Source organism: Cytobacillus gottheilii (assembly GCF_018582665.1).
In the GTDB taxonomy this organism is placed as follows: Bacteria; Bacillota; Bacilli; order Bacillales; family Cytobacillaceae; genus Cytobacillus; species Cytobacillus gottheilii.
The window spans coordinates 1,458,229-1,480,923 of record NZ_CP071709.1 but is presented as its reverse complement, the minus strand read 5'-3'; the positions used below and the strand labels follow the sequence as shown (position 1 = coordinate 1,480,923).

18 protein-coding genes are annotated in these 22,695 nt (G+C 39.6%); 8 read left to right on the top strand and 10 right to left on the bottom strand.

The window, feature by feature from the left end; translation table 11 throughout:
- The first annotated feature begins 26 nt into the window (after window positions 1-26).
- Entirely contained in the window at window positions 27-1,379 is a 1,353-nt protein-coding gene (locus tag J1899_RS07265; RefSeq protein WP_214478233.1) for an MATE family efflux transporter, read from the top strand.
- 164 nt (window positions 1,380-1,543) lie between these two features.
- Here the strand turns inward: J1899_RS07265 and J1899_RS07260 are convergent, their stop codons facing one another.
- On the bottom strand, window positions 1,544-2,902 hold the full coding sequence (locus J1899_RS07260; RefSeq protein WP_214478757.1) for an IS1182 family transposase: 1,359 nt from the start codon (window positions 2,900-2,902) through the stop codon (window positions 1,544-1,546).
- A gap of 126 nt (window positions 2,903-3,028) precedes the next feature.
- The gene (gene asnB / locus J1899_RS07255; protein ID WP_066447674.1) at window positions 3,029-4,873 is read right to left on the bottom strand and encodes an asparagine synthase (glutamine-hydrolyzing); all 1,845 of its coding nucleotides are present in this window, start codon (window positions 4,871-4,873) and stop codon (window positions 3,029-3,031) included.
- Between the two features lie 494 nt (window positions 4,874-5,367).
- On the opposite strand from asnB, the gene J1899_RS07250 reads away from it, so the two are divergent.
- Window positions 5,368-5,931, top strand: coding sequence for a DUF2777 domain-containing protein (locus J1899_RS07250; RefSeq protein WP_066447676.1), 564 nt, complete (start codon window positions 5,368-5,370; stop codon window positions 5,929-5,931).
- A 62-nt stretch (window positions 5,932-5,993) separates the two neighbouring features.
- Here J1899_RS07250 and J1899_RS07245 read toward each other — a convergent pair whose 3' ends face one another.
- The 4 genes from J1899_RS07245 to J1899_RS07230 form a co-directional block, all read right to left on the bottom strand.
- On the bottom strand, window positions 5,994-8,897 hold the full coding sequence (locus J1899_RS07245) for a bifunctional diguanylate cyclase/phosphodiesterase (RefSeq protein WP_214478230.1): 2,904 nt from the start codon (window positions 8,895-8,897) through the stop codon (window positions 5,994-5,996).
- A gap of 155 nt (window positions 8,898-9,052) precedes the next feature.
- Complete coding sequence (locus J1899_RS07240; RefSeq protein ID WP_066447680.1) at window positions 9,053-9,412, bottom strand: YisL family protein; 360 nt, start codon at window positions 9,410-9,412, stop codon at window positions 9,053-9,055.
- A 216-nt stretch (window positions 9,413-9,628) separates the two neighbouring features.
- The gene (locus J1899_RS07235) at window positions 9,629-10,534 is read right to left on the bottom strand and encodes a fumarylacetoacetate hydrolase family protein (RefSeq protein WP_214478228.1); all 906 of its coding nucleotides are present in this window, start codon (window positions 10,532-10,534) and stop codon (window positions 9,629-9,631) included.
- Between the two features lie 10 nt (window positions 10,535-10,544).
- Window positions 10,545-11,711 (bottom strand): DUF418 domain-containing protein, encoded by a 1,167-nt coding sequence (locus J1899_RS07230; protein WP_214478226.1) that lies wholly within the window; start codon window positions 11,709-11,711, stop codon window positions 10,545-10,547.
- Between the two features lie 181 nt (window positions 11,712-11,892).
- Between J1899_RS07230 and J1899_RS07225 the strand changes: the two genes are divergently transcribed.
- Genes J1899_RS07225 through J1899_RS07200 form a run of 6 tightly spaced genes read left to right on the top strand, consistent with a single transcriptional unit; the run spans window position 11,893 to window position 13,889 of the window.
- Window positions 11,893-12,114: a spore germination protein gene (locus J1899_RS07225; protein ID WP_066447688.1), complete on the top strand. Its 222-nt coding sequence runs from the start codon at window positions 11,893-11,895 to the stop codon at window positions 12,112-12,114.
- 17 nt (window positions 12,115-12,131) lie between these two features.
- The gene (locus J1899_RS07220) at window positions 12,132-12,371 is read left to right on the top strand and encodes a spore germination protein GerPB (protein ID WP_066447692.1); all 240 of its coding nucleotides are present in this window, start codon (window positions 12,132-12,134) and stop codon (window positions 12,369-12,371) included.
- A 56-nt stretch (window positions 12,372-12,427) separates the two neighbouring features.
- Window positions 12,428-13,060: a spore germination protein GerPC gene (gene gerPC, locus J1899_RS07215; RefSeq protein WP_214478224.1), complete on the top strand. Its 633-nt coding sequence runs from the start codon at window positions 12,428-12,430 to the stop codon at window positions 13,058-13,060.
- Window positions 13,057-13,233, top strand: a complete 177-nt coding sequence (locus J1899_RS07210; RefSeq protein ID WP_151575240.1) for a spore gernimation protein GerPD — start codon at window positions 13,057-13,059, stop codon at window positions 13,231-13,233. The genes gerPC and J1899_RS07210 overlap by 4 nt, the downstream gene beginning before the upstream one ends.
- A gap of 4 nt (window positions 13,234-13,237) precedes the next feature.
- Window positions 13,238-13,636: a spore germination protein GerPE gene (locus J1899_RS07205; protein ID WP_214478222.1), complete on the top strand. Its 399-nt coding sequence runs from the start codon at window positions 13,238-13,240 to the stop codon at window positions 13,634-13,636.
- A 34-nt stretch (window positions 13,637-13,670) separates the two neighbouring features.
- On the top strand, window positions 13,671-13,889 hold the full coding sequence (locus tag J1899_RS07200; protein ID WP_066447704.1) for a spore germination protein: 219 nt from the start codon (window positions 13,671-13,673) through the stop codon (window positions 13,887-13,889).
- Window positions 13,890-13,953: 64 nt separating this feature from the next.
- On the opposite strand, the gene addA is transcribed toward J1899_RS07200, so the two are convergent.
- The 4 genes from addA to J1899_RS07180 all read right to left on the bottom strand — a co-directional run bounded on the left by addA (window position 13,954) and on the right by J1899_RS07180 (window position 22,692).
- Window positions 13,954-17,700 (bottom strand): helicase-exonuclease AddAB subunit AddA, encoded by a 3,747-nt coding sequence (gene addA / locus J1899_RS07195; protein ID WP_425514999.1) that lies wholly within the window; start codon window positions 17,698-17,700, stop codon window positions 13,954-13,956.
- Window positions 17,672-21,172 carry a helicase-exonuclease AddAB subunit AddB gene (gene addB, locus J1899_RS07190; RefSeq protein WP_214478218.1) on the bottom strand — a complete coding sequence of 1,167 codons (3,501 nt, stop codon included), beginning with the start codon at window positions 21,170-21,172 and terminating at the stop codon, window positions 17,672-17,674. Before addB ends, addA begins: the two co-directional genes overlap by 29 nt.
- Before the next feature lie 252 nt (window positions 21,173-21,424).
- Window positions 21,425-21,979, bottom strand: coding sequence for a signal peptidase I (gene lepB, locus J1899_RS07185; RefSeq protein WP_066447709.1), 555 nt, complete (start codon window positions 21,977-21,979; stop codon window positions 21,425-21,427).
- Between the two features lie 98 nt (window positions 21,980-22,077).
- Window positions 22,078-22,692, bottom strand: coding sequence for a TVP38/TMEM64 family protein (locus tag J1899_RS07180; protein WP_214478216.1), 615 nt, complete (start codon window positions 22,690-22,692; stop codon window positions 22,078-22,080).
- Between the last annotated feature and the right edge of the window lie 3 nt (window positions 22,693-22,695).

Sequence of the window (22,695 nt, the reverse complement as noted above, 5' to 3'; positions counted from 1 at the left end):
TAAGTCAACAGTCAGGAGAAAATTGAATGAGTCAAAATCAGAAAAAGCTCACCTTATTTGCTTTAACATGGCCGATTTTTATTGAAGTCCTCTTGCATATGCTTATGGGGAATGCAGATACATTAATGCTCTCCCAGTATTCTGATGATTCTGTTGCTGCCGTTGGAGTGGCTAATCAAATCCTTTCATTGGTCATTGTCATGTTTGGTTTTATAGCGACAGGCACCGCCATACTAATTGCTCAAAACATTGGTGCAAACAGACTTCAGACTGCAGGAGAGATTTCCGTTGTTTCACTTGCTGCCAATCTTGTGTTTGGAATCCTATTAAGTATTTTGCTGTTTTTCACTGGAAAACCTTTATTGCTTTTAATGGATCTGCCAAGCGAGCTGCTGGATGAAGCCTATATTTATTTAGTTATTGTTGGCGGTTTTTCCTTTGTTCAAGCAGTCATTATGACGATTGGTGCAACAGTCAGAAGCTATGGTTTTACAAGAGATATTATGTACATTACGATCGGGATGAACATCCTTAATGTGGTTGGAAACTACCTCTTTATTTTTGGTCCTTTCGGATTTCCCGTATTAGGGGTTGAAGGAGTTGCCATATCGACTGCTGTCAGCAGATTTATTGGTCTAATCGTTTCTATTATGGTTCTCGTTAAAAGAACAAACGGTGCACTTCCTTTCAAAAAGCTATTTCAGCTGCCTAAGGAGCATATACGCAATTTGTTAAAAATCGGAATTCCCTCTGCAGGTGAACAGCTGTCCTATAATGCTTCCCAAATGGTGATTACGATTTTTATTGCTGCTCTAGGGACGGAAGCATTAACGGCCCGAGTATACACACAAAACATCATGATGTTCATTTTTCTCTTCAGTGTCGCAATCAGCCAAGGTACACAAATTTTAATTGGCCATATGATTGGTGCAGGCAAATTTGAAGAAGCTTATAAAAGATGTATGCAAAGCTTACGTTTAGCGATCGCCATTTCTTTAGGTACAGCCATTTTATTTTCCATCTTTTCCGAGAATCTGCTTGGTATTTTCACATCTAACCCAGAAATCATTGAAACTGGTGCATTTCTGATCCTGCTGACGATTATATTAGAGCCTGGACGCTCATTTAATCTCGTCGTTATAAACTCTTTGCGTGCGGCTGGAGATGTGAAATTCCCTGTGTATATCGGAATCTTATCCATGTGGGGCGTAAGCGTAACCCTATCCTATCTGCTCGGAATCCATTTTGGACTTGGGCTGACTGGCATTTGGATTGCATTTATTGCTGATGAATGGCTGCGAGGCATTCTCATGCTTTTCCGCTGGAGATCAGGTGTCTGGAGAAGCAAAGGCTTTGTGACAGCAAAGCAGGGTGTGTAAATTGATTTTTTATTATAAGAATAAACAAAGAGCCAGCATTCCTATGCTGGCTCTCAGATTGTAGACAAACGGGGTTCGGAATGGTCTCATTCCGAACCCCTTTTGAAGTTTTTTTCTATTTTTATTCCTTTAGAGGACAGAATGCAGCTATCCTATCCTCAGATTTATACTGTTTTTGGGTCCTGCCACGTCCAGTTGGCTATTTTCTTTAAATTCATGGACGCGAAAGTAAGCATCGCTTGCATCGACAATTTTTTAAGTCCCCTTAACGTTGTCCAACGCATTCCATGCTTTTCTTTTGCATCAGCGAAAACACGTTCAATCGTTTCCTTTCGCTTTGCGTATATTGGTTTTACATCTTTGTGATGGCGAAGATGTTCCACTTCCTCCACATATTCCTGCCAAATATGCCGGGTCACCACTTTTTGGTGATTCTTACTCTGTGTACATTGGTGCAATAATGAACAAGTGGCACAAGTCTGTTTCAATGATTTGTATTCACGGTAGCCTTCCTTGGTGGTAGTTGAATAGTTCAAAATTTTGCCCGCTGGGCAAATATAACAATCAAAATGTTCATCATAAACATATTCGTGCTTTCGGAAGAATCCATCCTTTGTACGTGGTCGTGTATAAGGGAGTGCAGGTGTTATTTCATGTTCAATTAAGTACTTCGTGATGGCAGGTGTTTTATAAGCTGCGTCTGCGGCAACGGCTTCAGGTTTTCCAACTCTATCAATCACTCGTTCAACTAAAGGCTCAAGGATTCCACTATCATGAATGTTTCCTGGTGTAACTATATTTCCTAAGATAAATCCGTTGCGATCAGAGGCGGCATGAAACGAATAAGCAAACTGTTTAGTGCGTTCGTCTTTGACGTAGTAGCCACTTTCTGGGTCTGTGGTACTTTCTTTGATCTCTTTTGTTTCCTCTTTTTCAAATTTATCAGGTGGAAATGGCTTCTTCCCATGATCTTCACGGTCATCGTTGATTTCTGTCTGAAGCTGTTCTTGATATGCGCGTGTTTCCTTCCGCACAACTTTCTTCGCAAATTTATGTTTATTCGCGCTTGCTTTTACGTGTGTCGAGTCAATAAAAACATGTTCAGCGCTAATTAATTTCTTTTCCGTGGCCGTTTTTAAGATTCGATAGAAGATCTGTTCAAATAGATCAGTATCTTTAAAACGACGCTCATAGTTTTTACCGAAGGTAGAGAAGTGAGGAACTTTATCATAAAATCCATATCCTAAAAACCAGCGATAAGCCATGTTTGTTTTTAGTTCCTCAATGGTTTGGCGCATGGACCGAATACCGAAGGTATATTGAATAAAAGTAAGCTTTATTAAAATTACCGGGTCAATGCTTGGACGACCTACTTCTGAATATGTATCTTTTACTAAATCATAAATGAAGGAGAAGTCAATTGCAGCCTCCATTTTTCGTACTAAATGGTTTTCAGGTACCAGTTGATCTAACGCAACCATTTCAAGCTGATCACGTTGAATTGAATTATGTTTGGAAAGCATCTTCATCACCTCTAACCTTATTCTCCTTTTATTCTAAAACAAAAAAGACTGTAGGCAAACTCGATTTTCATCGAGTTTGTCTACAGTCTGAGAGCCAGCATTCCTATGCTGGCTCTTTGTTTACCCTTAATCAACTATATTAATATTGTAATCTTTTACCCAGAAGTGTATTTGTGCAAGATGAGCAAGCAGCTGCGGTCCTGTCATCAGCTGACCAAACCAAGGCTCTTTAAAAGCTTCCCCTTTTGTTTCAATGATGCTTTTCAGCTTTTTCTCGTCAAAAAGCTCATATAGAACCGAAGAACGATCTTCTAAAATCTCGCTTAGCATCTTTTGCACCGCGTTCGTATAAGTAGGATTATGTGTCTTCGGGTAAGGACTCTTCTTCCTATATAGAACCTCATCTGGAAGAATGCCCTCTAGTGCTTTTCTCAACAGTCCCTTTTCCCTGTTGCCATGCATTTTCATATCCCATGGAATATTCCAGACATATTCAACTAGACGGTGATCTGCAAACGGTACACGCACCTCAAGACTTGCTCCCATACTCATACGGTCCTTGCGGTCAAGCAGCGTCGTCATAAAGTAAATCATATTGATATAGAAAAGCTCTCTGCGCTTTGCATCAATTCCGCTTTCCCCTTCAAGTCTAGGAGTCTCGGCAATTGCTTGATTGTATTTATCAATTGTATAATCCTTTAAATTTAATTTTGATTGCAAGTCTGCTTTTAATAACCCTTGACGCTCATTAATCGACCTCATCCATGGAAATCCCTCGCGGCTTAAATCGTCTGGTCGATGGAACCAAGGGTAGCCGCCGAAAATTTCGTCTGCGCATTCACCAGATAAGCTGACCGTATAATCCTTCTTAATTTCACGGCAAAACCAAAGAAGTGATGAGTCAATATCCGCCATCCCAGGCAAATCTCTTACATGTACAGCTTCGATTAAATGTTCTGCAAGCTCCTCTTGTGTAATGATCGAGCTATGATGCACTGTATTAAATGTTTCCGTCATTTTTTGAATAAATGCGGCATCTGAATTTGGCTGAAAGTCATTTGCTTTGAAAAATACATCATTGCCCTCATAATCAATTGAGTAAGTATGAAGTTTTTTTCCTTCTGCCTCATATGTCTTTGCAGCAATGGCCGTGATGGCACTTGAATCTAATCCTCCCGATAAAAAAGTACATAAAGGTACATCTGATACAAGCTGTCTTTTAACTGCATCTGTAAACAGCTCTCGTACTCTTCCTGCGGTATCTTCAAGCGAATCGGTATGCTGTGCGCTTTTGACATTCCAATAGCGCTTTATGTTTATGCCTTTCTTTGTAACCGTCATGGCATGTGCTGGCCGAAGTTCCTTTATTCCTTTAAACACACCAGAGCCTGGAGATCTTGATGGCCCAAGACCAAATACTTCTGAGAGTCCTTCCCGATCAATTTCTGTTTTCACTTCTGGATGAGCCAGTATCGCCTTTAGCTCTGAACCAAATAAAAGTCCCGCTGAAGTTTCTTTATAGAACAAAGGCTTAACTCCAAGACGGTCTCTCCCGATAAAGAGCTGATTTTTATTAGCATCCCAGATGGCAAATGCAAAGATCCCATTTAAGTGATCAACGCAATTTTCTCCCCATTCAATATAAGAAGTCAGCAAAACCTCTGTATCAGAATGACCTTTAAAAGAATATCCTTTTATAAGGAGTTCTTTTCGGATGTCTTCCGTATTGTATAATTCGCCATTATAGCAGATGGTATAGCTGCTATTTCTTTTTTCAATTGTCATTGGCTGTATGCCGCCTTCTGGATCTACAACCACAAGACGCTTATGGCCAAAACCAGCATGCTCAGCTGCCCATACATTTGTATCATCCGGCCCTCTTTTTGAGAGTGTCTCTGTCATTTTTCCAAGGATTTCAGTTTGATTACTTATATTGTTGTTAAAATCAATCCAGCCTGTTATACCGCACATGCAATAATCATCCTTTCTGTCCGTATCAATCTCGGGTGGCCGTTTTCGCAGGGCAATAAAATTTACGAATTCCTTTGTCCTATTCACCCAATTTCAAAGTGAATAATTGGGCACTTTCACATGGATTTATTGTATGCAGGAAATGGTCATTGGTTAATTGTCCTATGCTGAATCATGGGCAAAATTTACAAACCATGTTGATCTTCCACATTAAGCTTATTTAAGGGCCTTTAAAAAAATGATACTGACATTATTGGATATGAAAAGGAGTTGTTTGTGGTAAAGAGGGTGAAACCCTTATAGCAAAGGCGTACCATCTGCCTAAGAGAAGCAATAATCCTTCAGCGAAAATATTCTTTTTTGCTGAAATCACATGAGCTGAAAGGGTATAAAAAGGACATTAGATGTCAAGAAAGAAAGTTGACGTAATTATTCTTTAATCATCGCTTTTTTAAATCGTGATGATGAAATCAGCATGAAAGTGGAGGTAGTTTATGAAAAAACAGCAGCGTATAAAATTGATTGAATATCAAACCCGTGCTTTCACAGAAGGCAATGTAGAATATATAAATGATCAATGGATCTTCTTTGACCGGGAAACAGATGAGGCAGCTATGTTAGACGATTATCTCCATATGGAAATAGAGTTAGCACGCCATAAAAGGTGGAAAAAAGGAAAATTGGCTGGTGAAGGAAAGATTGCCTGTTCTGATGAGCTAGTGTTTTTAAGGGATCAAGACACCGTCCGCATTCGAAAATCGCTCGTATTTGCATTAGAAAAACTGCTGGATGAATTAAATGATGATGCTTTTTACCAATTTGTAACCACCCTAAATTCCATGCAGTTTTCAATTTATGATTGCATCTACTGTTACAATCAATTAACTTTTGTACATGATGAAGACAGAAAATCCGGTGTTAATTTCATTATATTCGACAATCAGGAGCATATATGCAGTGTCCAGCATCATTTTAGCTATTACGAAGGTATAAGTGACCGTTTTGAATTTACATTAAATACGGGGAAAAGAATGGTGATTGAGAAGATATCATCATAAAAAGGATGCAGCGTCCAGCTGCATCCTTCTTATTAATTTACTCTTTTGGGAACTTAGTAATTTTAGATGGAAACTCCTTTAATATCTTTTTCGAAATCTGCCGACTTTAAAGGTTTGTGATAAAAAAATCCTTGTGCAAAGTGACATTTCATTTCCTTTAGCAGTTCTATTTGCTCTTCCGTTTCTACACCTTCTGCCACTACTTGAACATCCAAGCCTTGTCCCATTGTAATAATCGCCTTGACTATGGCAACATCCGATGTATCCAGCTTTAAATTATTTATAAACGAGCGGTCAATTTTCAGCGTATTAATTGGCAGGTTTCTTAGATAGGATAAAGAAGAATAGCCTGTCCCAAAATCATCAATTGACACCTTTACTCCAAGTTCCTGCAATGACTTCATGACTTGTATACTATAGTCTACATCATTCAGCATGGTGCTTTCTGTCAATTCCAACGTTAAGTATTTGGCTTCGAGCTCAGAATCCAATAATGCCTGTTTGACTTGTTCAACAAAATTTGGCTGCTGAAATTGATTTGCAGATACATTCACAGAAATAGAGAGCATGCCTAAGCCCAGCCTCTGCCACTGTTTATTTTGAACACAAGCCGTTCGTAAAACCCAAGCTCCAATTTCTTCAATTAGGCCTGTTTCTTCAGCAAGCGGAATAAAGTCTGCTGGTGACACTACACCTAAAATGGGGTGATTCCATCTGATCAGTGCTTCACTTCCATATACATTCCCGGTTTCAAGATTGATTAAAGGCTGATAGCATAAGTGGAATTCATTTTTCTGTAATGCTTTCCGCAAATAACTTTCCAGTTCAAGTCTTGCCATTGCCTGACTATCCATTTCCATTGAAAAAAATGTGATGCGATTGCCTCCTTGCTTTTTTGAACGATTCATCGCAATGTCGGCATTCTTTATTAAAGAATTTTGATCTTCCCCGTCATCCGGATATAAACTGACACCAATGCTTGCCGTCAGGAAAAATTCTTTTCCTTTATAATAAGCTGGCTTAGCAATTTCTTGAAGGATGTATTTCGCTTTTTTCATGACATCTTCCATATCCTTTGTCCGCGAGAAAACAAGCGTAAACTTATCACCGCCAAAGCTGCTTAAATAAGTGCCGGCAGTTAGCACTTTTTCAATTCTTTCTGAAAGTTCTTTTAAGATCAAATCACCCGCATCATGTCCAAAACCGTCATTAATAAATTTGAAGCGGTCAATATCAACAGATAGTACTGCAAGCATTCGATTTTGATTTTCCGCTTTTCGCGTAAATTCCTCCAGCTGCTCAATAAACTTCACTCTGTTTGGAAGACCGGTGAGTGTATCAAAGTACGATAACTCGGTCACTTTTTCTTCAATCTTCTTCAACTCTGTGATGTTTTTTCCGATTCCATAAACACCAACGGTCTGACCATTCACTATAACTGGTATATTCTTAATTTGATATAAATTGTTTTCACCAGTTTTAGTCGTTAATTCGATATTATAATGCTGATGCTGACCTTTTAACGCTCGGGCATAGTGAATTCGAATTCTAGGAATATCTGCAGAGTCTATATAGTTTAAAGCAGATGTTCCTATTACTTCATCTTTACTGTATTCAAAGGTTTTTTCAAATGCTGTGTTCACACTCGTAAAAACGCCGTTTAAATCTGTTGAATAAACGATATCCGCGTTGTGATCAAACAACGAGCGATAGTGCTGTTCTGAAAGTGATAGACTGTTATTTAACTCCTCAATATCCTTAAGTGATGCGCGCATTAAATGTGTTAAAGAATCAATCGTTTTAATGTAATGAGGAATCTCGTAATCAAACGATTTTTTCTCTGCCATCTTAATACTTCCTTCTGAAAGGGCTAAGCAGGAAAAGGAATGACCAAGCATTTTGGGCTGCCGGCCATTTGTATACCCAATTTCACCATGCAGAAAAACGCCGTTTGACGGAGCAATGCTCTGCAGCATGGCGAGCTCTATCTCAGCAAAATCTTGAGAGTAATTCTTTTTTGCAATACAATTGTACACAAAAATGGATTGAGGATTTTGCTGGCTCAGTTTCTCCATCCAGTCTGAGGTATGATGTATCATATTTTGGATATTGGTATAAGCAAAACTTAGCAGATCGCCTTCCTTAACTGGCCGGCTAACTTTAATGCTGCCATCCTTCTGAATCGAAGTAATAAAGACAGGCAATTTTTCTCCCTTATACTCGTGCAAAAATGGAAATTCCATGCTTGCTTTACTTAAATGGGAAGCGTTATGTTCACCAAGATAGTTCTTTATCAGCAGCAGAGGATCCTTCCCGTCAATTTCGTAAATCGATGTTCCATCCGCCTTTGTTACAGTAAATGGCCTGCCAATTTCCTTAAGCTGATAATTTACATAAGAATGAGCATTTAAATACTCGCCTTGTAAAGCGACAGCCGTAACGCCATCTGATATAATACGATCTTGGTTAAAAACCAATGAATCATCTGCCGTTTTTAAACAACCGGCCATCCCGCCTGCCAGGATGATATCAGGGTGATCTTCATGCAGCACTTCCAATACAGACTGTACATTCAGTTCATAGCCTGCAAAGAACAAAATCAGTGCTTTCGTCTTTTCTTCTGCTAACTCACTTAGAGCTCGGCCGATTTCTATACTATTATTATTTTGATTTGTATCTATATAGATGGATTTAATTTTTGTATCTTCAAAAATGGTGAACGTTAGAATAATGTTATTTTCCGATAGTTTCCCTTGAAATATTTCACCAGATGCAGTGCAGCCCGTAACTATTCCCAGAGGAATATACATACGCAAAGCAACCAGCAGCTGCTCCAGTTTTTCCTTATCAGTAGTGCCTGAAAAGACTTGAACAAGTACATTTGAATATGTAGTTAATTCATGATCTTCTATAAAACTATACAGCTGGTCATCGTTTGTATACATGCAAGAATATGTTTTAGCCATCATAACCCACCACTAATAAAGTATTATTCTAGTTAATAAGCGCAGGAAAAGTCATTATAAACTTTTCCCTTATCTTTTTAAAAATACCATATTTATAGGACTATTGATATGAAAAAATAAAAAAGCTGTCGATTTGACAGCTTTTTAACAGCGATTTACATAAAAGGAGTAAAACCTAATGGCAGTTTTAATCCTAAATAAATGACAAGAACTAAGGAAATACCAAGCTGAGCCCAGAGAATACCTGTTTTCTTGCCTTTAGCGGTGCGAACAAGAACCATCTCTACCGCAGCAATTACCCAAATGCCAATTAAAGATTTCAAAATGTACATCATATCAATATTACTTATTGATGTTAACATCCAAATGCCTGTCCCAATGATCAGCAAATAAAAGAGTCTTAATACCATATGTACAATTTTTGCACCTTTTGCTTTGCCGCTCTTTTGAAGACTAAGTACAACAAAAAATAGGATTAATGCAACTACCCATGTCGTTATATGAGCATGTGTCATTCCTAACTGCCCCCTCTACTAAAGTTCGTTTACATCATATCATATTGACATTGAAAATCCTAAGGTTAAGATAGCTGCGGGATTTTCGCCGATACAATATGTGTCAAATTTTTGACAAATCACTAAAATAATTGACTCAGCAAATTCAACAAGGGTTATATTCGTTTAACTTCTTACTGTTATATACCCTATATCCTTTTAACTTGCAGGAATAACTTATTCTACTGTATTTTTTAACGTCCCAATTCCTTCAATCTCAATTTCAACTGTATCACCCTTCTTTAAGAAACGAGGCGGTTTAAACCCTTTTCCGACACCAGCCGGCGTTCCTGTTGCGATCAAATCGCCAGGCTCAAGTGTCATCCCGGATGAAAGAACCGAAATAATTTCATCTAGCGGGAAAATCAGCTGATCTGTAGTGGAATCCTGCCTAACTTCTCCGTTTACACGAGTTTGAATCCTCAATTTAGATGGATCTTCCACATAAGATGCTGGAACAATCCAAGGACCGACAGGACAGGTGCTATCCAGACTCTTGCCTAAGAAAAACTGTTTATGCTGCTTTTGAAGATCCCTTGCTGTAACATCATTGATAATGGTGTATCCAAACACATAATCCATTGCTTCTTCTCTGGGAATTGCTCTTCCTTTTTTCCCAATCACAATAGCAAGTTCTCCTTCATAATCCAGCTCAGACGTTACCGATTCGTGCGCTTCAATTAGTTGCTCATGGCCAATGACTGTTGTTGGTGCTTTTGTAAACACCATGACATGCTCTGGGATATCATCCTTGCTTCCCAATTCAATTGCATGCTCTGCATAATTTTTGCCGATACAAAATACATTTTTTAGCGGTCTTGGGATCGGGGCAAGCAGTTGCATTTCTTTAACTTCATATATGGCTTCCCTTGCTTTTTCCTCATTGGCTTCTGCCCACTCTGTTAATTTCTCAATATCATTTACAATTTGATTTCCGGTCTTAATACAGTCCAAAAGTGTCTCTGGAAAATGGTCTTGTCCGCTTAATTCAGCAGCTTTAGTCAAATCTAGTACAAAATGTTCGTCTTCCATTAAAACGCCTGCTAAGATTTGATTCTCTTTTTTAAAGGTAAGTAGCTTCATAATGTCACTCCTATTTTTTCATTTTTGGAATTTCCCAGTACGTGAATGATCTCCATACCCATTCAACAGGACCATACAAAAACCTTTTAGCATAAAACCTGCTAAACAACAGCTGGATGAAAAAAATAATGATTACGAGCACAGTGCCTGTCACTACGGATATCTCGCCAAATAATCCAAAACCATAACCATAAAAAAGAATACTGCATAGCAAAGATTGAAACAAATAATTGCTTAAAGACATTTTGCCTATATAAGCCAGCGGTTTTAAAAGTTTAAGCAAATGCATGTTGCCAACTGCCCAGGCAATAAAACTTCCGTATGCAACCGCCAGCAATGGTCCGCCAAACGTATCCTGAACATAATCAAGAGCCAATGATCCATTCATGATGTAAGGAAGAAGTTTTATAAGCAGACCAAGAATGAAAGTAATGATGGCCATATTTCGAAATAATGATCGCCGCTGACCCGCATTCTCAAGAAATTTCAGCTTTGCCGCACCTCCGCCAATAAGGAATAATGGCAAAATGGAAATGAGCATTACCGGAAATCCGCCTACATTATTTGCATACCAATCTTCTATTCTTTCAGCAGTTATTTCTGTGAAAGTACCTGTATGATACACAGCCGCTGCATCTTCGGCTAAGCTGTTATCATACATTGTAAGATCATCCGGCGGGAAGATTAATTCAGCAGCAAATAATAAAAGACAAAGAAGCAGATTCGGAATAATATAAATGACCAAACCTGTAATAAGCAAGCTTTTTCCGTTCATTTTGACAAATAAAAGAAAGATAAAGGCCAAAACGGCGTACATCGCCAAAATATCTCCAAACCATAGAAAAAAGGCGTGTCCTAAACCTAATAACAATAAAAACGAAAACCTTCTTACTGCAATGACATTGAAGTTCAATTCTTTCTTTAATACTCTCTCCCTCAGCATGATTACACTGTAGCCAAAAAGGAGAGCAAATAAAGGATAAAAGCTTGCCTGCACAAGCACATCAATCACACCGTAAACGGTTTGATCGCTGCTATCTGTCCACCAGCTGAGCGGATCAATATAGAGAAATGGCGAATGAAAAGAGAGCATATTGACGAGAAAGATGCCTAATATCGCAAAACCTCTCATAATATCCAATGATATAATTCTTTCTTTTTCAGTAACTGAACTCATCCCTATCTCCCTTCATGTTATATCTCCATTCATCATAGAAGATTTTGGATATGTTTGTCTATTACAAAACAAATAAATTTAGGCGAATGTATCACACAATATACTCTGACACATAGGATGATATTATTAACTACCCGCCTACTTTCTTAAGGCGGAGAAAAACAATTAAAGGGTGTCTTATATGCCAGCAATAGTCGGTGTTGTGCAAGTCATTTCGGTTGGAAGCAGTTCTATCTTTAATATAGGGGACGTCTACAAAATGATGCCCATTTCTACAGCTAAAACTTTTTCCGGATCAGGCTCTTTTAACACCGGAGACGGTTTAAAGGTCACCAATCATTATAGTACAACAAACACCTATGATTCCGATGGCATCGATCAGGCAAATATAATGAATTTATAAAGTAATAGGTGATGATGATGAATTTTTATATTCAACAATCCATACACATTAATATGATAAAAATCGGAGGAGTTTCAAACTCTTCTGTCCTGCAGATTGGCAGTGCAGGGATTATTAAGCCCGCTTCCTACTTGTATAATACAGGCGGCTTTACAGAGCCTGCCCCAGAAGTGATTGGTGAGGTTGAAAATATGCCAGTCACGGATACTTTAATAAATTCACCAGCTGTCCCTCTTGTCGCTCCTTCTAATGCTTAAGGCCACATTACATGCTGCAGCTTCCATTAAAATTTTTTAGAAATGAGGTGGAGCCGTTGAGCCGAGATCTTTATTCCTATCTGCATGGTTTGCAAGGCTATATTCAAACGCTCGAAAAGCGGATCTCCAAACTTGAGAAAAAAGTTGTGGAGCTTGAAGATGAAACACGTCAGCTGCAAAACCGCCCACCTGTGCATATTGATACTATTGAATATAAGTTCGACCAATTAAAGGTGGAAACATTGGAAGGAACGTTGAATATCGGATTAAACCCGACAGATCTGCAGGAACAGATTGAAGAATTTGCAATCGATAACAAGGATGTTTATGCACCTAATATTAAAGGCTCCTCCCCTCCGCCATCTCCAAAGGATTTCATGTATCATAGCATGGGCGTGGAAAATGAAATGTACCGCTATTTAGAACAAGACCTTCCAGAAGTGATCGAAGACGTTCAAGCCGAAACAAATGTTTCATTAGATGAATCTTACATCAATTTTATCAAGGAAGATATTTTGAAACAGCTGCCGAAACGGATTGACTATTACTTAAAAAAGGAACACGCAGCGATTGCTGAAGAAGAACTGCAAGATCATGTAACAAGTATGCTAAAACAAGAAATACGCAATGGTGTCTCCATTTTTGCCAATAACTTGCCCGAAAACATGAGAGGAGATAAAAGAGAATGATCTTTCAAGTCTATAATCGCGATTTAAACGTTGGAAATATTAGAGTAATTGGTGTTTCCAGCTCCTCCATTTTATTGGTTGGTGACGCTGAAACTATACAGCTGGCATCTACTTTTGATACTCCGGCTGAATCATTAATTATCGGGCCGTTTGTGCCTTTATCGCCGGAGTAAGCTTATGCTGCAAAGAACATCCATAGTAGATCATATCCGTATAAATACACTATCCTTTTCTTCCATTTTTGAAATTGGTGATGTTTCATATATTCAAGGGTTTTCACGGGCAATTGCCGATCAGCGGCAAAAACCGCTTTTCCGAAGTGATGAAGGCAGTTTTAGAAGATATCCAATCTTTAGAGAACCCATTCCTCTGCCTTCCATTGATGAAGCATTCACAATGGAGGTTACACAATTAAATCCTGGCATTAAAGTTCATGATATTGATGTTCTTGGGGCATCCTCATCTTCGATCGTACAGCTCGGGAACACCAAAAAAATATTCATGGAATCAAGAATTAAACATATTCGCCACGTTACCTCAAACGGTAATCCGAAGAATTCGGATGTAAGCAGTTAATAAAAATAAATTCATATATTCAGGAGGTTGCCACATGCCAGCCATCGTAGGTCCTGTGCAGGTTGTTAATAACTCTGATGGAATTGTACAATTTGGAGACTCATTGATCATTTCTCCAAAAAGCACAGGTAAATCAAATTCGGGTTCAGGCGCAGCTAATACAGGCGCTTTTGTTGTCACAAATAATGGTTTAAGTGCAAGCAATGTGCTTGATACCAACCTAGTTGACCAGCCAATGATAGGGAATAATTAATACAGAAACTTAAAAAAAGCCGGCAATCGAAATTTTATCGAGCCGGCTTCTTTTCATATCATGTTTATAGCTTTATTGTAAATCGGCCATCAAATAAATATAAATACCTCTCATTGACCTTCCGATTCCATATATGTTCTATGGCAGTCGTATACAAATTGAGCTGCGTTTCGTAACGTTTGGAAAGCTCGGTGATTGCTTGTTCCTGACCGCCTGGGAATCGCCCATCAACAGCGTCTGATTTATAATCAACCAACACAAGACCCTCTTCATCCTCAAATAAACAATCAACAATTCCCTGTACGATGACGTTTTCGTCACTAGCGTCCCAGTTCGGATATACCTCACTAGCAGGAAGGGCAAGACTAAACGGAACTTCCCTGTAAATGTTTCTAGCCTGCTGCATCCTTTGCGCAATATCACTATCAAAAAAAGGCAAAATCTGCTCTGGATCAATTCCGTCACTCTGTTCGGCTGTCAAAAGTTCTCTTTGCACGAGATCATCTATTAAAACGTGAATACTTTGAATGGTCGGTTTTGTCCTTAAATCTATATGCTGCATCAGCATATGCATGGCCGTGCCTCGTTCAGCAGGCGACAGCTTTTTCTCCTGCATGAATTTTGGACGGTTAAAAATCGGTTTGCTAAGCTTGCGGACAAGTTCGATTCCGCTTTCCTCAGCAGCAAAAATTTCCTTCTGACGCTTAATTTCCGAAACAGATTGCTTGGATCTATGCTGTGCTGCTTCTTTGTATTCATAAGTCCAGTCCAGCTGTGCCTGAAGCTGCTCCTTATATGGCGATTGGATCGGTACCCGCCTTTTTGCATACACATCATCAAGAAAGGAATCTCCCTCATCCGTTTCATTTTCCCCAAGAATAACGACCTCGGACTGATTGATCACATCAATTTTCCAGCTTGAAGGATGCTTCAGCAGCTCTTCAGATACAGCGTCAACGTGTTTTAGCGGACCGCTATCTCGATGTCTGACAATTGCCGGAGCAATCCAGTCCATATATCCTAAGGCTGCAGCACGGTCATACTCACTTAACAGCCAATCTCCGACTGAAGCAGCCTGCTGCCAAACCTTTATTTTCTTCTCTGCATTTTTAACAGAGCCAATCAAATAAAGCTTTTCTTTTGCACGTGTTAATGCCACATATAAAACACGCATTTCTTCAGCAAGCATCTCCATCTTCTTTTTCCTCTTTAGTGCGAGCTGGGGCAATGATGGGTAGGTAATGCGCTTTTCCGCATGAACATATTTAGCTGCAAAGCCATAATCCTTATCAAATAGGTATGATTTCTTAAGATCCATTGTATTAAAATTGCGCGCTAGTCCAGCGATAAATACAAACGGAAATTCGAGTCCTTTGCTGCTGTGAATGGTCATAATGCGGACAACATCCTCTTGTTCTCCCAACGCTCTGGCCGCACCTAAATCATCGCCTCTTTCGCGCATTCTATCAATAAATCTCAAGAAACGGAAAAGTCCTCTAAAAGAGGTAGCTTCATATTGACGGGCACGATCATAGAGCGCGCGAAGATTTGCCTGGCGCTGTTTCCCGCCTGGCATCCCTCCTACAAAGTCGTAAAACCTTGTTTCACGGTACAAATGCCAGACCAGGTCGGACAATGATCCTTGCCGGGCCATGGTTCTCCAGCCTGTTAACTTTTCCAGAAAAGGAGCGGCCTTTTCATATAATTCTTCCAATTCACCAGCAGGTTTTTGAAGACAGATTGCGGTTAACGCTTCATAAAAAGACCCTTTTTTATGATGTATCCTGATCTTCGCAAGCTCTCCTTCTGTTAATCGGACAATTGGGGAACGCAGCACAGCAGCAAGCGGAATATCCTGGTATGGATTATCAATTACTTTTAAAAGAGACATCATAATCGATACTTCTGTTGCTTCAAAGTAACCTGATGATAAATTCGCATATACAGGAATTCCCTGCTGCTTGAACTCTTCCATGATTTGCGGAGCCCATGTCATTGAACGCAGTAAAATAACTATGTCACGGTACATAGCTGGACGATTTGCCTTCAGCTTTGGATTGTACACTTCTTTGCGATTTTCAATTAGGTCTTTGATTTTTGCCGCCATATATCTGGCTTCTACTTGTGATTGTGCGAGCTCAGCCTGATCAAATCCATCTTCTTCCGTTTCAGTCGGCTCATCACCTCCGGATTCCATATCAATAAGAGCTACCTCAATTGGATGTTCCTCTTCTGTTGGGTAAGGAGCACCATTCACAAGCTCTGCATCCTCATCGTATTCAATTTCGCCGACTTTTTCACCCATAATCTGCTTGAAGATATAGTTGGTTCCATCCAGCACTTCTTTTCTGCTTCTAAAATTCCGCGCTAAGTCAATCCTTAAGCCGCTTTCTTCTCCAGCAGACAGAAACCGATTATATTTTGTCAAAAACAGGTTAGGTTCTGCCAGCCTAAAACGATAGATTGATTGTTTTACATCTCCGACCATAAACAGGTTGCCCTCTTGCTCAGAATCCTTTGTGACAAGCTGAAGGATTGCCTCCTGAACCATGTTTGTGTCCTGATACTCATCGACTAATACTTCTTTAAATTGCTTTCGATATGCTAGAGCGGCACTAGAAGGCTTCAGTCCTCCCTCTTCATCCTTCACAGCTAATATTCGAAGGCAGTAATGTTCCAGATCCGCAAAATCAACGATTCCTTTTTCTGCTTTTACTAGGGTAAAGCGCTCTTCAAACTGTTTGACGAGATATGTCAGAAGCTCCATATGATGCTTCATTTCACGAATATCCTTTAAGAAGCTTTCAGGTCTTCTGGAGAATAGTTCATTCTGAAGGTCCTGCAGGATTTTCTTGGTTTTATCTCTTAGCTTTTTCGCTTGATCCACTAATGCTGCGTCATACTCATCGCCTTTAACCGTTTTGGCACGGCCAAATTTCCAGGAGTTCATGGCCTCATAAAGAGTTGCCCATGAATCATTTTTTGCGGCAATCAGCATATCAACCACTTGAATATCATCGATAAAGTTTTCCGCCAGCGGAGCAGGTCCTCCTGGCTCCTTGGCTAATTTCAGCGCCTGTTCCAGCATTTTTTTAGCGCCATTCAGCTGCAGTTCAATATCCTGCAGCAAAAAGTGCGTGAAAGGCAAATCCTCTATGACTGCATCTTCTTCCATGCTATACATGTCAACAATTGAATTCAGATAGGATTCTGGCGAAGGATTGGCCATAGCAAAATCGTATAAATGACGAATGATATCCTGCAGTCCTGTATCACTCCGGTCGTTAGAGTAAATATCAACAAGCTCAAAAAACTGCTCGTTTCCTTCCTTGCCATATTCATCTTCGAACAGTTCTTCGAGCACTTCATCTCTTAACAGCTGTGCTTCCGTTTCATCTGCAATCCGAAATCCAGGATCAATATCAATTTCATAATAGTTCTTACGAATTGTATCCAAGCAAAAGGAATGCAAAGTAGAAATGGATGCTTTATTTAGCGTGCTAATCTGTTTTCTTAAGTGAAGAGAAGCAGGATCAGCCGTAATTGCCTTTTCAAGTGCTTCTCCGATTCGGTGTCTCATTTCTGCTGCTGATGCATTTGTAAACGTAACCACCAGGAGTTCATCCACATTTAGCGGTTCATTCTCATCAAGGATTTTATTGATGATTCGTTCTACAAGGACAGCCGTTTTCCCCGACCCGGCAGCCGCTGCAACGAGAATATCCTTGCCCTTTGCCATAATGGCTTTCCATTGATCATCCGTCCAGGTCGCTTCAGCTGGTTTAGGCGGTATCATTGTTTTCATGCTCATCCACCTCCTTTTTAATACGATCAAGTACTTCTTCTTTCGACTGTGTATTTAAAAGCCTGAAACTATTACTTTCAATTGAGTCGTCAAATTGACATACCGACTTATATTCACAGAATGTGCATGGTGTTTGCTCTTTTAATTTATATGGAGAAATATGAACATTTCCGCTCATAATTTCATTACCTGAGTGAATATACTTCCGCCGCACAAAGCTTCGTAAAGAGTCAAACTCCTGCTTGCTCGCAATTTTGGATTTTTTAGAAATCGAACCATCCTTTTTAAAGCCGGCAGATACGATGGCAGAGTCACTATTATCAATTGATTGGTCCATCAGGCGAATCACATTTTCTTCACCGAGCATAAGACCTTGCATTTTAAACTTCTTCATAAATTCCTGTTCCAGATCTTCTTCTTTGAGCATTTTACTGACTGCTAACATTGGGTTATGCACATGGAAATATAACACCCCTGCAGGGAATGCCTTATTTCCGACCAGTGTTTCAGAATGAGCAATGATGATGTCTAAATAAGTGAGCATTTGCATGGCAAGCCCATAATACACTTCATTGACGTTTAAATCTTTACTGCTTGATTTATAGTCTATGACTCTTAAAAAGATGCCTTGATCATCCTCTGCTTTATCAACACGGTCAATTCGGCCGACAAGCTCCATTTTCACTCCGTTTTTAAGCGGGAAGGTCATGGATGGCAGTTCAGCCTTTGGACCAAATCCTAATTCCAATCCAACTGGTGCAAAGCCGCTTACCTTCGCATGTTCTCCCAAGATAAAGGAAGCTCTCGTAATAATCTGCTCTAGCTTTCTTTTTATATAGTAATGGCGGTTGGAGCTTAAGAGAATTTCATTTTGAAGCTTTGGAGCCAGGAGCTCGACTGCTTCCTTGGCCAAAATTTCAAATTGATCCCGAGTCAGCTTGTCCCATGCCATCTTTTTCACACTGATGGTTTCAGCAATATATTTAAGTGCTGCATGAAACAGCTCCCCAATATCCGGCGCATCCAGACGGAAGATCTGACGCTCTCTCAGCTTTAAGCCATGCTGCGCAAAATGAGAGAATGGACAGCTATGATACAGCTCCATTCGTGAAACACTTGCGAGAATATGATCTCCATAAAGCTCTTTCGTCATATCCTCACTTAAATTTTCTGTCCTATTTTCATAGGTTAAACTCTCTAAAACATGTCCTGCTGTTTCTCTCCATTGGTCACTTTCCATATAGAGATTATAGACATCCCACCATAAATCATAGATATGGTAGTTTCTTTTCTTCAACTGAAGCTGTGATGTTAAAAAGGTTAATGCGGTTTGATAACCTGCCGCATATTCAGCCTGCTTCTCTTCAGGCAATTCAAACGGATCTGCCATATAAAAATCTTCCTGCATCTCTGGAAAGGTATCAGTGAATTTTTTAATATAAGGAGATGGCAGCAGTGCTTTTCCTTCTTCAGTTGCTAATGGATAACTGATATAGAGCTCTTCTGAAGAAGATACAAACGCTTTATACGCAATAAATTCCTCATCAAGCAGCTTCGTTCTTGTGCTTGGAGCTATTTTCATGCCAGCTGCAAGCAGTGCTTCACGATCCTGATCAGCTAACACGCCATCTTCAGGAAACTTAGCAGGAAGAACTCCTTCATTTAGACCAATCACAAAAGAAGTTTTTATATTGGATAAGCGTGAACGTTCCATATCGGCGACTATTACTTGATCAATTGCAGGCGGAACGAGTGAAAATTGGAGTGATTCCATTCCTGCTTCTAGGATAGAAGCAAATTTTTGCAGCGCCACTTCCTCATTACCAAGCATCTCAACAAATTGATCCAGCAGTTCAATGACAGCACTCCATGCTTGATTATGCTCTCTTGCTTTTATTAAATTCCCTTTTTCTTCTTCAATGGCTGCCCATTTTTCCAGTTTTTCTGGAACAGCTAGTTCTTCAAGATATAAATAGATTGCCTCACAATAACCGCGGCCATCTGTTGCCTTCTTCATTCTTTTTCCCATTCTTGCAATTGGCTGTGCGATATAATCACGAAGCTCATTCAATTCCCGTTCTATTTGCTTTTCAGCGTCTGTCTGGGCAATATTTTCAAGTTCAAGACCGCGGAATCTGCGGTAAGTCCAGTCTGATTTGCCTGTCCATTTAGAGCCTTGGATTCCATATGCCAGCACATAGTTTTCCAGCCGGTCCATTTGTTCACGCAGCTTTTGCTGGTTCAACTTTGCCGGGAACAGCAGCTCTGTTTTGACGGCTCTAAAAACGGGTTCATACCGCCAGTTCCCATACAGAACCTCTAAGCTTGAGCGGATCAGCTCAATAAGCGGATGATTTAACATCGTTCTCTTTTGATCAATAAAAAAAGGAATTTCATAATCAGTAAAAACGGTTTCCATGATATCGTGATACTCATTTCCGTTTCGTACAAGAACCGCCATATCTTTGTAACGCTGGCCTTGTCTTGCCAACTGCTTCATGCGGCGTGCAACACCTTCGATTTCTGCTCTCCTATTGACAGCTTGAGCAAGGTGCACATCAGAATACCCGGAGAAGGGCATGTTTGGCCGGGTTTCAAATTGAGCTTCTACATGCTGAATTGCCGGTGAAATCCAGCGTTTTTGCTGGGATAGCACTACTTCCTCAACATCCAGCCCTAAACGATTCGAGATATCCTCAATGGTTTCATACGTTTCATTGCTCATTCGGAATAAACTAAGCTCCGAACGAAAACGGGATTGATGATCATCCATTGTCATTGTGATTGTTACCTTTTTGCAGTGCTTCATCAGCTGTTCAAGCACCAAATATTCCTGAGGTGTAAAACGATAGAAACCATCAACATATACTTCACTATTTTTTAGATAGTCTGATTGTGCAGCCTTCTCTGACAGCAAAGAAAAATAATCTTCTGAATCAACGTATTTTCCGCTCAATGATTCTTCAAAACTTCTGTAGATTACTTCCAGATCGTGAAGTTTATCATTTAAAGCCTTGTTAATTTCATTATTTTCCTGTAAATGCTGTCTTCTTGAAGATAATTCTTCAGCATTGATGCAATAGCGTTTAAACTCTGTCATCATCGTTTCCATTTGTTTAATAAATCCATTTTTATCAGCAGCTTTTTGGAAAATATGAAGCTCCTCTTTATGATCTTCAATCAGCTTTCGAATCAGCATGCTTATGCCTGTGCTGTTTAAATGCTGCCGGCTGATTCCTCCGGTCTCCTGCAGAATTCTCCAGGCCAGCCGTGTAAATGAATACACTTGTGTGCGGATCATTCCGTTAATGTTAGGGTTTGCTAATATATTATATTCAGATTGAAATGTCATCTGTTCTGGCACTAAATAAATGATCGGATTTCCTTCTGGATTACTCTCCAACTTTTGACGGATTTCACTCAGACATAATTCTGTTTTTCCGCTGCCTGAACGTCCCATTATCATACGTACGGACATTTATTCTACCGCCTTTCATTCGAAACTAGCATATTTTATTATTTTATCATAGAAATTCAAGAGAATAGCACTTCAGAACTTGTAAAATTCTTGAAGTCATCATTCTTCATACTGCTCTTTACCTCTGCTGATTTTTGAGAATAACATGTTGTTTCCTTGAGCAATCATTACTGGATTCATTTCACTCATAGCTTTTTCAGCCCAGCAAAAAAGCACACCGCCAAACTCCGGCAGTATGCTTCATAACTCATCTTATAGTGATGCATCCATTTCATTTAAAGGCCAATATTTCACATCAACCTTCCCGACCACCTGTTCAATTGCAATATAGCCAAAATGCCTGCCATCCCAGCTGCCGGCACGGTTGTCTCCCAGCACAAACAATTTACCTTCAGGCACAACTTCAGAGCCAGTTACTTCTTCTAATGTGAAGTCACCTGTTAAATGTCCAAAAGGATCGACTTCCTTATAGCTTTCCAGAAAGGGCTCGTCTATTTTTTGGTCGTTGACATAGAGAAGATCATCCTGATATTCAATCTTATCACCTGGAAGGCCAATTACTCGTTTAACAAAATCTTCTTTGTCATTATGATGAAAAACAATTACATCAAATCGATCAAAATCACTAATCTGATAGCCGATTTTATTGACAATTAATTTGTTTCCGTCTTTGAGGGTTGGCATCATTGATTCCCCTTCAACCACGTAATTGGATAAAAAGAATGTCCGTATGAATGCAAAAATAATAACCCCAATCAGAAGCGCTTTAAGCCATTCTGCACTTTCTTTCTTAAGTTCCTCTTTCAAGACAGTCCCCTCCAAAGGCTGAAGTATATTTACAGCAGCTGTGATTTGCTAAAAAGAAAACGGGGATGAACCGAGAAACCACAGCCCCAGCAGACATTTTATTTCTGCTGCTGGTTATCTACTCTCGTATTTAACTTAAGCTCAATTCTTTTTCCAACAAACCATAGAATAAAGATAACCACCGCCACGATCGCTGTCCGGATTGGCTGTGTTATGAGAGCGCGAATATCATAGCCTACAAAACTCATTGTAAAAATCATAACAATTTTCCCGGCACCGACTGCCAGCATATATTGATAAACGCTGATTTTAGACAATCCAGCAACAATATTGACAATAGCAGATGGCGTAAAAGGAAAACATAATAGAATAAATAAAGGTCCAAATCCATGGCGTTCTACCCAGCTTACAAGCTTTTGGACTTTTTGGTGTTTATTAATAAATCCCAACACTCTTTTTTGCCCGTATTTCCGTATAATCAAGAACACCAGCAGTGCACCTGCCGTCGCTCCCACCCATGAAAAAAGGAAACCAAACCATAAACCAAATGCATTTGCATTTGCCATAACAAATAAGAAAAGCGGCAGGAATGGAAGGAAGGCTTCCAGTAATGGCAATAGAATTCCCGGAAGCGGACCAAGTGACCGATACTCTTCAATTAAATCCATAACATTTTCCATTGTAAACCAATCTCTAAATAATTCTAGATCCAAATG